The sequence below is a fragment of the Romboutsia hominis genome (genome assembly GCF_900002575.1).
Classification (GTDB): domain Bacteria; phylum Bacillota; class Clostridia; order Peptostreptococcales; family Peptostreptococcaceae; genus Romboutsia_C; species Romboutsia_C hominis.
Genome location: NZ_LN650648.1, coordinates 806,449 through 819,970, shown reverse-complemented (window position 1 = coordinate 819,970; position 13,522 = coordinate 806,449). Strand labels below are relative to the sequence as shown.

Annotated in this window: 13 protein-coding genes; 1 reads left to right on the top strand and 12 read right to left on the bottom strand. The window is 27.3% G+C overall.

What is annotated here, in order from left to right; translation table 11 throughout:
* Nucleotides 1-94 precede the first annotated feature (94 nt).
* The 4 genes from FRIFI_RS03850 to FRIFI_RS03835 all read right to left on the bottom strand — a co-directional run bounded on the left by FRIFI_RS03850 (nt 95) and on the right by FRIFI_RS03835 (nt 4,626).
* Complete coding sequence (locus FRIFI_RS03850; RefSeq protein ID WP_166505024.1) at nt 95-2,212, bottom strand: DNA topoisomerase III; 2,118 nt, start codon at nt 2,210-2,212, stop codon at nt 95-97.
* Nucleotides 2,213-2,357: 145 nt separating this feature from the next.
* Nucleotides 2,358-3,029 carry a coiled-coil domain-containing protein gene (locus FRIFI_RS03845; RefSeq protein WP_166505023.1) on the bottom strand — a complete coding sequence of 224 codons (672 nt, stop codon included), beginning with the start codon at nt 3,027-3,029 and terminating at the stop codon, nt 2,358-2,360.
* Nucleotides 3,030-3,643: 614 nt separating this feature from the next.
* Nucleotides 3,644-4,150 carry a superoxide dismutase family protein gene (locus FRIFI_RS03840; protein ID WP_092926812.1) on the bottom strand — a complete coding sequence of 169 codons (507 nt, stop codon included), beginning with the start codon at nt 4,148-4,150 and terminating at the stop codon, nt 3,644-3,646.
* A 179-nt stretch (nt 4,151-4,329) separates the two neighbouring features.
* Nucleotides 4,330-4,626 (bottom strand): hypothetical protein, encoded by a 297-nt coding sequence (locus FRIFI_RS03835; RefSeq protein ID WP_166505022.1) that lies wholly within the window; start codon nt 4,624-4,626, stop codon nt 4,330-4,332.
* A gap of 149 nt (nt 4,627-4,775) precedes the next feature.
* On the opposite strand from FRIFI_RS03835, the gene FRIFI_RS03830 reads away from it, so the two are divergent.
* A complete protein-coding gene (locus FRIFI_RS03830) occupies nt 4,776-5,126 on the top strand; it encodes a cupin domain-containing protein (RefSeq protein WP_092926816.1) in 351 nt (116 codons plus the stop codon).
* Between the two features lie 121 nt (nt 5,127-5,247).
* On the opposite strand, the gene rbsB is transcribed toward FRIFI_RS03830, so the two are convergent.
* The 8 genes from rbsB to FRIFI_RS03790 form a co-directional block, all read right to left on the bottom strand.
* The gene (rbsB, locus tag FRIFI_RS03825; RefSeq protein WP_092926818.1) at nt 5,248-6,141 is read right to left on the bottom strand and encodes a ribose ABC transporter substrate-binding protein RbsB; all 894 of its coding nucleotides are present in this window, start codon (nt 6,139-6,141) and stop codon (nt 5,248-5,250) included.
* An 11-nt stretch (nt 6,142-6,152) separates the two neighbouring features.
* Nucleotides 6,153-7,127, bottom strand: coding sequence for a ribose ABC transporter permease (gene rbsC, locus FRIFI_RS03820; protein ID WP_166505021.1), 975 nt, complete (start codon nt 7,125-7,127; stop codon nt 6,153-6,155).
* Between the two features lie 2 nt (nt 7,128-7,129).
* Nucleotides 7,130-8,623, bottom strand: a complete 1,494-nt coding sequence (rbsA, locus tag FRIFI_RS03815; protein ID WP_166505020.1) for a ribose ABC transporter ATP-binding protein RbsA — start codon at nt 8,621-8,623, stop codon at nt 7,130-7,132.
* A 1-nt stretch (nt 8,624) separates the two neighbouring features.
* Nucleotides 8,625-9,020 carry a D-ribose pyranase gene (gene rbsD, locus FRIFI_RS03810; protein ID WP_166505019.1) on the bottom strand — a complete coding sequence of 132 codons (396 nt, stop codon included), beginning with the start codon at nt 9,018-9,020 and terminating at the stop codon, nt 8,625-8,627.
* Between the two features lie 3 nt (nt 9,021-9,023).
* Entirely contained in the window at nt 9,024-9,932 is a 909-nt protein-coding gene (gene rbsK / locus FRIFI_RS03805; RefSeq protein ID WP_166505018.1) for a ribokinase, read from the bottom strand.
* A 577-nt stretch (nt 9,933-10,509) separates the two neighbouring features.
* Nucleotides 10,510-11,154 (bottom strand): pentapeptide repeat-containing protein, encoded by a 645-nt coding sequence (locus FRIFI_RS03800; RefSeq protein WP_166505017.1) that lies wholly within the window; start codon nt 11,152-11,154, stop codon nt 10,510-10,512.
* Entirely contained in the window at nt 11,155-12,540 is a 1,386-nt protein-coding gene (locus FRIFI_RS03795) for an MATE family efflux transporter (RefSeq protein WP_176579602.1), read from the bottom strand.
* 132 nt (nt 12,541-12,672) lie between these two features.
* Nucleotides 12,673-13,455, bottom strand: coding sequence for an HAD family hydrolase (locus tag FRIFI_RS03790; RefSeq protein WP_166505016.1), 783 nt, complete (start codon nt 13,453-13,455; stop codon nt 12,673-12,675).
* Nucleotides 13,456-13,522 lie beyond the last annotated feature (67 nt).

Below are 13,522 nucleotides of genomic sequence, written 5' to 3'. Positions count from 1 at the left end.
TAAATTAAAATAAAGCATCTTACTAAACATAGTAAGATGCTTTATTTACTATAGGTAATAATTTATAAATTCTTTAATATCTACACTTAGTATACTATTTCTTTAACTTAGCTAAAGCCTCTGCAAATGGATTATTAAATACTTCCTCATTTTTGTTTTGATTTTTTAGATACTTATTAATATCTTTTTTAGATGCTTTATTTTTTTCTTCACTTTTTCTTTTGTTAAAGGCACTTAACTTTTCTCTATGCCCACAGCTACAAACAAAAGTCTTTCCTTCTCCTTCTCCACGAAGTTCTAATCTCTTATGGCATACTGGACATCTTGCATTAGTAGTTTGGGATATAGTCTTTCTAGTATTACATTCTCTATCTTCACATACTAACATCTTTCCTCTTTTACCTTTAACTTCAAGCATGTATTTTCCACATTCTGGGCATTTATTTTTGGTTAAATTATCATGCTTAAATTTACTATCACTATCCTTTATTTCTCTAACTATATCTTTTGAGTATTCTTTCATTTCATTTATAAATACATTTTTATTAAGCTTTCCTTTTGATATATCTGTAAGCTTAGTTTCCCATGTTGCTGTTAATTCTGGTGTTTTTAATTCATTTGGTACTAATTCTAATAATTGTTTACCCTTTGATGTAATATGTATTTCTTTTCCTTTTTTCTCTACTACAAACGTATTAAATAATTTTTCTATTATATCTGCTCTAGTGGCTACTGTTCCAAGATTACTTTTTTCCATAAGAGTAAGAAGGCTTCCTTCATTTAGATATGATGGAGGATTAGTTTTTCCAATAGTTTTATTAATATTTGATATACTTAAAATTTCGCCTTCCTTTACTACTATTACATCGCCATAATCTTCATCATCATCTAAGTCTTTATAGTTTTCTCTATATCCTAGATTTATCACTCTATTTCCTTTAAATATAAAGTGTTCATCTTCAATACTAGCATTTATTAACGTTTGTTCATACTCAAATGGAGGGCAAAGTACTGATAAGAACCTTTTAACAACAAGGTCATATATTTTTCTTTCTTTGTCGCTTAACTCACCTAAAAATACTCTTTCTTCTGTAGGTATTATTGCATGGTGGTCTGTTACTTTTTTATCATCTACAAATGATTTATTTGCCTTTATATTAGACTTTAGTATTTTATTACATACTCTAGAGTAATCACTTATACTAACAGCCTTAACTCTATCTCTTAAGGTTTCTACTATATCAGATGTTAAATATCTAGAATCTGTTCTTGGATATGTAAGTACTTTATGGTGTTCATATAGCTTTTGCATTATAGATAGCGTTTCTTTAGCAGAATATCCATATATTTTATTTGCATCTCTTTGTAATTGAGTTAGATCATATAATCCTTGCGAATATTTTTTCTTTAGAGTTTTATCTACCTTTATTATCTTTAAATCTTTTCCTTTTATTTTGTTTATTATTTTATCTATCTTTTCTTCATTAAAACTACTACTTTGATTATTTTTATCTATCCAAGTAAATAAAATATCTGAATTTCCTTTATTGGATTTTAGATTTATTCCATAATAATTTCTTGGCTTAAACTCTATTATTTCTTTTTCTCTTTTATATATCATTCCTAATGTTGGTGTTTGTACTCTACCACAAGAAAGCTGTGCATTATACTTTGTTGTGAGTGCTCTAGTTGCATTTATACCAACTATCCAATCAGCTTCTGCTCTAGCTATTGCTGAGTAGTATAAATTGTCATATTCTTTTGCATCTTTTAATTTGTTAAATCCATCTTTTATAGCTTTATCTGTATTTGACGATATCCATAAACGCTTTAAAGGCTTTTTGACTTGTATTTTATCTATTATCCATCTAGCTACAAGTTCTCCTTCACGCCCTGCGTCTGTAGCTATTACTATCTCACCTACATCGTCTCTTATCATTTGAGATTTTACTGTATTAAATTGTTTGCTAGTCTTTTTTATAACTACTGTTTTCAAATATTTTGGAAGTATTGGTAAGTCATCTATATTCCATGATTTATACTTTTGACCATAGCTTTCTGTATCTGCTAGCGTTACTAAGTGTCCTAGCGCCCATGTTACTATATATTTACTTCCTTCTATATATCCATTTTTATCTTTATTGCATCCTAATACCCTAGCTATATCTCTTCCTACTGAAGGCTTTTCTGCTAGTACCAATGTTTTTTTCATATTTATTTCCTTTCTTCTAGGCTAAATTTAAATAAGTCTCTACGTTGTTCTATTTATAATATTACCATATTTTATACATAAATAATAAAAATAAGTAAAGGATAGTTAACTTCTAGCTAACTATCCTCTATATTATATTTTTAGTTTATCTATAAAAAATTTCTTCAAATGATGCATGATCAAAAACTTCTTGTTTTTTACCATCTATTAAAACATTCACACCCTTTATCCACTCACCATCATAATCTCTTTGTAGTAGTGTTTCTACTATTGTCTTTTGATTTATATATCCACCTGTTGAACCCTGGAAGTGTTGTCTCCAAGAATTTTCATCTACTAGGTTTATTGTAGCTATCCCATCATTTATTGACTCTAATTGTATATTTGCTTTTTCATCTTTAAAATAGTCTTTCTTTAAAGATGATAATAAAGCATTTATTTTGTTTTCTAGCGTATCGTCTTTATCTATATTATGTATATCTTTTAGTACTATCCTTTTATCATTATCTTCAGAGTCAAATGTGTATAATTTAAAATCTATTTCTCCTTTATAATTTTCAATATTTATATTTTCCTTATTGATTTCTTCTAGGTTTTCAATAGGTTCTTCTTTTTCTGTATTTATACTATTATCATTTTTATCACTATTTTCTATTCCTTCTTTATTAATTTCTTGTTCTTTATTATCTTTATGTGTATCTTTGTTTTCTTCTATACTAGGTTTATTTGTACTATCATTATTTTCTATTGTTGCATCTGAACATCCTACTAATATTGTACTAAGTACTAGTGCTAATAATCCTATTTTGATTTTCATAAGTATCTCCCCTTTTGGTTATATTATTTATACTATCATACCAAATTTTATGCATAATATGATTACAATAAAAAAACAAAATAAAAGACAATGGATTTAATGGTGTAACCATCAAATCTATTGCCTTTTACAAAGCTATATGCTTTTCCCTCTTTTTGACTTTTATTAGATAATACTTGCTTCTTAGCATTTAGCCATCTATTGGTTTTGACCTTATTAGCTAACAGCCATAGATTAAAATGAGGTAGTTTTAGCCTAGGTGAACTATCTAATATGATAAAATATCTCGTCTTCTAAACACCCAATAGGTACTAGCAAAAGGTTCGGCAATCCGAGCTTTTATCTAGTGTGCTTAGATACGCAATTAATTGTGTAGTTATATATTAACCATTTTTAAAAAAATAATTCATATTTTTTTAAATTTTTATTAATATTTATAAAAATTTAAAAACGAATAATCATAATAAGAAAATTTTCTTTTATTATAAAAGTTAAATACTCTTTTTAATGGTGATACATTTTATTTAAACCTAATATCAAATCCTTAAGCGCACTAATCCTATTAGATTTAACAACTTATTATATTAATCATATAAAGTTTAAGATTTTAACTACTAATAATAATGAATAACTCCACATGCCCATCGCTTTCCTGAATTTCCTGCAGGTTGTGAAGTAAAATCATCATATCCTTCATGAAGTATAAAAGATTTTCCTATAACTTCATCTACAGTAAACCTATTGGTAAATACAGAAAGTATCCCTATTCCATTAGCAGATAGTATTGGCGGTAAATCTCCTGCATGCATAGGGTGTTCTGTGTTGGTTGAATTATAATGAGATTTTGCAGAAGTAAATGGATTATTTTTATCTTCTATTGAACAATCGCCTACTTCATGGATATGAAATCCATGAAACGAACTAGTTTGATTATTTATACTAGGTATTCCTGTTATATATGCCTTTACATATACCCCCTCTTCTAATTGATACAGGTATACTATTCCTTTTATACAAGATGCTAATGGTCCTCCATTTATTTGAGCATATGCATTTGGTTTAGATGGTTTGTATCCAGAAAATATTTTTTGAATATCATATTTTGGGCAAGAATTATCCATGATGCACCTCCTTATAATGAAATACATTTCTATCGCTATATATCTTATGATTTACATTAATAGAATGTTAATATTTATTTCATATAATTTTAGATGCTTTTTATGAGGTTTTGACGTAATTAATTTTTAATGATTTAAAAATAAAAAATCTCCATCTTATTTTGATGGAGATTTTTTATTTAAAAGTGTAATAGCCCAATATCACATTCTATAGAGAACTTATCTCTACTCATTAGTCCGCCATAAGATATATTCATGAAAAATATCTGACATCCTAGTCTTTTATTTATTATTATCTTATATCCATCAACTTCATGAAGTTCATCATCTTCCTTTATTTCATCTAACATAAAGTCTAATTTTGCATCTTCATATATAGACGGACGATTTTTATATATTCTTATATATTTATGCTCGCTATTTTCTAATATTTTATCAAATTGTTTTTTAGCTTCTTCAGTTATTAATATGTCCATATTATCAGCCTCTCCTATCCTTCTGTCTCTTTAATATTATACCATATTTATATAAATAATTATTTCTAATAGTTTAAAATTTATTAATTGAATATAACTTTTATATTTTGAGTAAAATATATTCAATTACGTATATATGGAGGTTTTTTATGGAATCAAATCATAAACATTTACTAGACCCACAAGCAGCAAATTTCAATGATACTGTAGTTCCTAAGACACCAGTCTTTTCTGGTAACGATATAACTTGTGAAGTTTATTATTTTAAACCAAATCAAGATTTAGCAATGCATAGACATCCAAATGGCGAGCAAATATTTTTCTTTTTAAAAGGCTCTGGAGTTATGACTGTTGAAGAAAAAGAACATAATGTTCATACTGGATGTACAGTTTTTGTAAAAGCGAATGAATGGCATGGCATTAAAAACTCTGATAAAGAGGATATGGTTGCTGTCCAAGTTACTAAAGTTAATGCTGGTGCTGAATACAAAGATAAATAAAATTTTTATTAAAATTTTTAAATAATTTTATACTTAGCGTAAAATCCTTGCAAACAAAAAAGCTTGATTATTTAAATCAAGCTTTTTGTATACTTACAATTTATATTTAGGTTTTACTGAATTACTTTTTTACTAACTTTAATTCAACTGGTATATATTTATTTATTTTCTCACCTTTTATAACCTTATTGGCAGCTTCAACAGCCGTCTCTCCTATAAGTATTGGTTGTTGTGCTACTGTTGCATCCATTTTCCCACTTTTAACAGATTCAACTGCATCATCTGTTGCATCAAATCCAACTACTAATACATCTTTCATATTAGCATCTTCTAATGCTTTTTGAGCTCCTAAAGCCATTTCATCATTTTGAGCAAATACAGCATTTATATTATCCTTTGATTGAATAATATTTTCCATAACAGTAAGTCCCTTACTTCTATCAAAGTCTGCACTTTGTTTAGCTATTAACTTAAACTCACTATTTTTTATACCATCTTCAAATCCTTTACCTCTATCTCTTGTAGCTGAAGAACCTGCTATACCTTCAAGTTCTACTACATTTCCTTTTCCACCAAGTTTTTCTATTAAAAAGTCTGCTGCCATTTTTCCTCCAGCAACATTATCAGATGCAACATGAGATATAACTTCTCCTCCATTTGCTGCTCTGTCAACTGTTATTACTGGTAACTTTAAATTATTAGCGACCATAACAGATGCTATTGCTGAATCTGAATCAACTGGGTTTAAAAGTACTATATCTACATCTCTAACACTTATATCTTCCATATTAGATACTTCTTTAGCTGGGTCATTTTGTGAATCAAGAACTACTACTTCATATCCTAATTCTTTTGCTTTTTCTTCTACTCCAGCTTTTAGATCTACGAAAAATGGATTGTTTAATGTTGATACTATAAGTCCTATCTTTTTTACTCCATTATCTTTAGAACTACATCCTACTAGTAGGCTTGATGATAATATTATAGTTATTATTATAGAAAGAAATTTTTTCATTTTATTTCCTCCTAGTTACTTCTTCTGTCTAAAAGTACAGCTATTAATATAACTACACCTTTTACCATCATTTGATAATATGATGATACATCTAATATATTAAGTGCGTTACTTAATACACCTATTATTAATGCACCTATTATAGTTCCAGTTATTTTACCTTTTCCACCTGTTAAACTAGTTCCACCAAGTACTACTGCTGCTATTGCATCTAACTCATATCCAGTACCTGCTGTTGGTTGTGCAGAATATAATCTAGAGGTTATTATAACTCCAGCTAGTGCTGATAATATACCACTTATTGTGTATACCCATATTTTTATTTTATCTGTATTAAGTCCTGATAGCTTTGTTGCTTCTTCATTAGAACCTAATGCATAAGTATATCTTCCCATTTTAGTACTATTTAGTATATAAGCACATACTAAAAATACTACTATCATTATTATTGCTGGAGTTGGTATAGAGAATATTTCTCCTCCACCTATTTTACCAAAGTTTATTGCTAAATCTCCACTCCCTAATGTTATAGGCTTTCCATCTGTAAATACTAAAGTTAAACCTCTAAGTATTGTCATAGTTGCAAGTGTTGCTATAAATGGTTGAAGTTTTCCTTTTGAGATTACAAATCCATTTAAAAAACCAACAACAGCTCCTATTAATATAGATATTACTATAGCTATTACTATATTTTGTCCTGATACAAGTAAACTCGCACAAATTGCTCCACTTATAGCAAGTATTGAACCTACAGATAAATCTATTCCTCCTGTTAATATAACAAAAGTCATACCAGCTGCTATTATTGCATTTACTGATGTTTGTCTTAATATATTAAAAATATTTTTAGTGCTTAAAAATGATGGACTTAATATTGAAACTATACCTACTAACAATAATAATCCTACTAAACTTTTATACTTTATTAATATATTTTTTATATCTAATTTACTATCTTTCGTATTTTGTATACATTGTGATGACATAACTATACTGCCTCCCTAGTTTCTACTGCACATTTTAATATTGCTTCTTGGCTTACTTCTTCTTTCTCAAACTCTCCAGTTATTCTTCCTTGGCTAAGTACTAATATTCTATCACTTAATCCAAGTATTTCTGGCATTTCTGAAGATATCATTATAACCGCTTTTCCCTTTGACTTAAAATCATTTATTAAGTCATATATCTCTTTTTTAGCTCCTACATCAACACCTCTAGTAGGTTCATCAAGAATTAAAACATCTGGATTTGTAAGTAGTGCTTTTGCTATTGCTACTTTTTGCTGATTACCACCACTTAAATTTCTTATAAGTTGTTCTTGGCTTGGTGTTTTTATATTTATCTTATCTATATAGCTATTTACTATCTCTTTTTCTTTTTGCTTATTTATTTTAAATAAAGATGATATAGTATTTAATGAAGATATGGTCATATTTTCTCTTATAGATAAATCTAAGATTAATCCATCCCCTTTTCTATCTTCACTAACATAAGCTATTTTATTTTTTAAACCGTCTTTTGAGCTTCTGTTAAATATCTCTTTTTTATTTACATATATACTTCCACTTTCTTTTTTTATATGTCCATATATAGTTTTTGCAAGTTCCGTTCTACCTGCCCCCATAAGTCCTGATATACCGACTATTTCTCCACCTTTTACATCAAAACTTACATTATCTACAAATTTATTTTTTAGATTTTTAACCTCTAGTATAGGCTCTCCTTTTTCACATTCAATTCTAGGGAATTGGTCTGTAAGCTTTCTACCTACCATCATCTCTATCATTTTATCTTCGTCTATATCTTTTATTTCTTCTTGACCTACATATTTTCCATCTCTTAGTACAGTTATATAATCACATATTTCAAATATTTCTTTTAGTCTATGTGATATATATACAATTGCTTTTCCTTCTTCTTTTAACTCATTTATAACCTTAAATAAACTCTCAGTTTCCTTATCTGTTAGTGCATCTGTTGGCTCGTCCATTATTATTATCTTTGCATCTAATGATAAAGCTTTTGCAATTTCGATCATTTGCTTTTGACCTATGCTTAAGTTTTTTACAAGACATTTTGAACTAGTCTCTACATTTAACTTTTGAAGTAACTTTTGACTATCACTATGTAGTTTATTAAAGTCTATTTTAAGTCCATTTTTAGGTTCTCTTCCTAAAAATATATTTTCGCCTATGCTTAAATCATTTACTAAGTTAAGCTCTTGATGTATTATTGCAATTCCTTTATCAGCTGCATCTTTAGGCCCTTTTATATCTTCTTCTTTTCCATTATAGTAAATTTGGCCTTTTGTCTTTTTATATACACCACTTAATATTTTCATAAGTGTAGATTTTCCCGCTCCATTTTCTCCCATCAAAGCCATAACTTTTCCTTCATAAAGCTCTAGATTAACCCCGTCTAGTGCCTTAACTCCTGGAAATTCTTTTACTATATTTGTCATTTTCAAAATAGGTGTTTTCATGTTAAAATACAACTCCTGATTTTAATATTATATTAGCATAAGGACTGCACTCGCCAGTTCTAACAAAAGCTTTACTGTTATTAGTCATCATTTTAAATTCTTCATGACTAACTTCCGTAACTTTTACATTTTCAAATCGTTTTAATATTTCTTTGTATATTTTTTCGTTTCTTTCTTTAATTTCACTAGCTATTATTATCTCCTCAACACATAATTCTTCTAGTACTACATCTAAAGTATCTATAAAACTTGGTACTCCATGAGTTAATGCTAGATCTATCTTTTTAACATCATCACTTATCGGAAGTCCACAATCTCCTATAGTTAAACTATCAGTATGACCCATTTTAGATATAGTATATGATATTTCACTATTTATCAGTTTAGTTTTTTTCATAATTTACCCCCTAAAGTTCTCAACTTCTATTAATGTTGGTAGGCTACTTTGAGCACCTTCTTTCATAACTGATAATGCTCCAACCTTTGAAGCAAAATCCATAGCATATTCCATATCTTTGCCAATTGATATTGCCACAGCTAAAGCTCCAGTATAGCTATCACCTGCTGCTGTAGTATCTATAGCTTCAACTTTATATGCCTTTTTAAACATTGATGTTTCTTTATTTATATATAAACTCCCCTTAGAACCTAAAGTTACTATAAGTTCTTTTACACCTTTGTTTATCATTATTTGTGCACATTCATTTATATCATCTTCATTACTTATTGATTTTCCACTTATTATTTCAAGTTCAGTTTCATTTGGAGTTAACAAATCTACATTTTCTATTATCCCATCTTCTAAAACTACTGCTGGTGCTGGGTTTAATATAGTATACTTACCTAATTCCTTAGCTTTTTTAAGAGCATATTTTATAGTTTCTAGTGGAGTTTCAAGTTGAACTACTACTATATCACTATTCTTTATCGCATCTATATTTTTATCTATATCTTCTTTAGTTAATTTATAATTAGCTCCTGGTGCTACTACTATAGAGTTTTGTGCATTCTTATCTACCGTTATAAGTGCTACACCACTTGGACCTTTTTCTACTTGTATGTAATCAGTATTTACATTATCTTTTTTTAATGAGTTTACTAAAGTTTCTCCAAAGCTATCATTTCCAACTTTACCAATCATAGTTACATTTCCATTTAATCTAGCCATAGCTACTGCTTGGTTAGCACCTTTTCCACCTGGAACTTCTTTGAAATTACTTCCTAATAAAGTTTGTCCTGCTTTTGGCATCTTTTCTACATTTACAACTAAATCCATATTTAGACTACCTATAACGCATATATTCTTCACAATGTTCCTCCTAATTTTTATAATATATATATCATTTCTATTTTAATATTCATTTTATCTTTCCTATAGAGTATCATATTTATTTATTAAGTGCAACATATTTATATATTTATATGCATTTTTTTACATTTTATATTAATTCTAACTCTAATTTCATATAAAAGTATATAATTATATTTTAATAATATACTCTTATATAAAAAAATTCACTTTGCTCATGTCACCAACAAATTTATTCGTTGCTTAAAATATCATTTTTTATATTTTGAACTTATTAATATATCTTACTTATTATCAATAGTTTTATAATTAATATAATTTCCTTGTATGTAAAAGTTTCGCTGTGCTCATGTTACCAACGACTTCGTCCGTTGCTCAAAATGTCTTTTTTACGCTCATAAAATTAATTAGTATTACTTAATTTCAATAGTTATCCACAATTTATGAAATATCATAATTCCCTTAAGCGTAAAAAATGAACTAAAACAATTATGTTTTAGTTCATTTTTACTATCACTATATACTTATTTAAAGCTTTATGCCTTTATTAATCTTTAAATATCCCTTTTATATTGCTTTATTTTACTACTATATTCATAAGTTTAGTTAATTCTAAAGCTTGAATAGGTGTTAAAATTCCACCTGAAACATCTTTTATACTTATTTCTAAACTATCTATATTACAAGTAGTTAAATCTACTTTATCAAGAGAACTTCCTCTAAAAACTGATTTTGTCAAATCTGTAGATTCTAAAATTAAACCTTTACTTTCTATTTCCTGAAATACTGAATTTCTAAAACTAGAATCTTTAAAGTATATATTTTTTAATTTAGCATATGAAAAATTTGAATATGTCCCTATAGTATCCTTAAATACTACATTTTTCATTAAAGAATCATCGAATCTACTGCCTATTAATTTACAATTTATAAACTCTGTTCTATATATACTACTATCTGATATATCTATATTAGATAAATCACAGTTTTCAAATATACAATCTACTATATCTATTTTTTTTAAATCACATTCCTCAAATATTATATTCTTAAAAACACAGGAATTAAAACTAATTCTTATATTATATATATCACTTATTACAGTATCCTCTATTATTTTATTTTCTATACTTTCCTCATTTATTATAAGTTCTACTATATTGCTACACTCTTGTAGATCACTATATATTTTTGGCTTTTCTATTTTATACACAACAGACATTTATATCTCCTTTATATCCTCTAATTCTTTTTCTTTCTTATTGTATTTTTTATTTTTACTACAATACCCATATATATTTTTATATTTATTTATAAATAATATAGATATTATTACCGTCAATAGTTCTGCTAATGGGACTGCTAACCACACTCCATTTACATTTAAATATTTAGGTAAAAAAGTTATTCCACATACTATAAATACAAAGGTTCTTAAAAAAGATATAGTTGCAGATATTTTTCCATTTGAAAAAGCTGTAAACATTGCAGAAGTAAATATATTAGTTCCCATAATTAAAAAACCTATAGCAAATAGCCTAAATCCATTATAAGCAATATTAAAAACATTACTTTTAGATTCTGAGAATAATCCTACTATTATTGGAGATGCTAATATCGCTACTGTAAATAATATCACAGAACTTAACAATATAAATATTATACTATACTTTATTATCTTTTTAAGCTCATGCTCATTTTTATTCCCATAATTGTAGCTTATAATAGGTGCAACCCCTGATGAAAATCCTATATATGCAGATGTTATTAAAAACTCACCATATAAAACTATAGTTATAGCGGCTACTCCATCTGATCCTAAAAGTTTCATCATAACTATGTTAAATAACATTGTAGTTACCCCTGCCGATAGATTCGTAACCATTTCAGATGAACCATTTGTTATTGTAGTTAATATAACGTTAATGTCTAAGCTAGGCTTTACAAAATATAAAGAAGCTTTTTTTCTGCTAAAATATATTATTCCAAGTATTGCTGGTATTAAATTTCCCATACCTGTTGCATATGCCGCTCCTGATATTCCCATATCCATAGGAACTATAAATAAATAATCTAATATTATGTTACTAAATCCGCCTATTAAGGTAAATAATAATCCTATATTTGGCTTCCCTGCAGTTATTGTAAGATATTGAAATAATAAATTAATTATAAACGCTGGAACAAATATTAAAGTTGCTGTTAGATAATCTCTACAATACCCATATAATCTATTATTGCCACCAAGTGTATATATTATCTTTTCCAAAAATGTATATCCAATAAATGATATTAAGATTCCTAAAGTAGCTCCTAAAAGTATTATTAATGTAAAATTCTTTTTAGCTTCTTCAGTTTTCCCTTCACCAATTTTTTTAGCTATAACCGCGCTACTTCCAGTTGCTAACATTACACCAACTGCTATTACCACATTTATAAATGGATATACTATATTTACAGATGATAATGCGTCAGTATTTACAAATCTAGATACAAATATTCCATCTATTATTGTATATAAAGACATAAATACAAGCATTACCACCGATGGTATAGTAAATTTTATAAGTGATAAAAAGCTAAAGCTTTTTGCTATTGAATTATCCATTTTATCCTCCTAAATTTTGTATCTTATCATATTATACAATAAAGTATATGGTTACAATACAGTCAATAGATATTTTAGTAATGAATATAATAAAAAACTACTTAGCATAAATTTATACTAAGTAGACTTTTATTATAATATATTTAATTTTATAGCTTCTAAAACTCCATTATCATCATTACTTTTTGCAATAAATCTAGATACTTTCTTTAAATCATCATGAGCATTTTCCATAGCATAACTGTGATAAGCTGCTTCCATCATCTCCAAATCATTTAGATAATCTCCAAATACCATAGTTTCATTAAAATCTATACCCATTTTCTCTTGAAATGCTTTAATTGCCATTCCTTTATTGGCTCCTTTATTCGTTATATCTAACCATATCTTCCCAGATATAGATACTTGTAAATCCTCTCTATAGTCGTCGTAATATTTATTGCTATTTTCTTGAGCCCCATTAAAGTCACATATAGTAACCTTTAATATATCATCTTCTATTTCATTTACATCTTTTACTACTTCATACTTTTCATAGTATTTTTCTACTTCTTTTATAAATTCTTCATCAGTAGATTCTATATATGCAGAATTTTTACCACAAAGTATTACATTTGAATTTTCTATATTTCTTCCTATATTAACTAATTCTTTAGCTATATTTCTATCTAATGAGTTTATAAATATCTCTTCTCCCTTATAAACTACAATTGTTCCATTCTCAGCTATAAACATCATCTTATCTTTAACATCTTCAAATCTTTTTAACAAATTAAAGTATTGTCTTCCACTAGCAGCTGCAAATATTATATCTTTTTCTTGTAGTTTTTCAAATACATCTATAAAATCATGGTGTATTTCATTATTATTATTTAATAGTGTTCCATCCATATCTGTTGCAATAAGCTTTATCATCTGACTCCTCCTTTGATGCTTTATGTATATTATATCAAATGTATTTGCTTATTTTAATTATAAAATC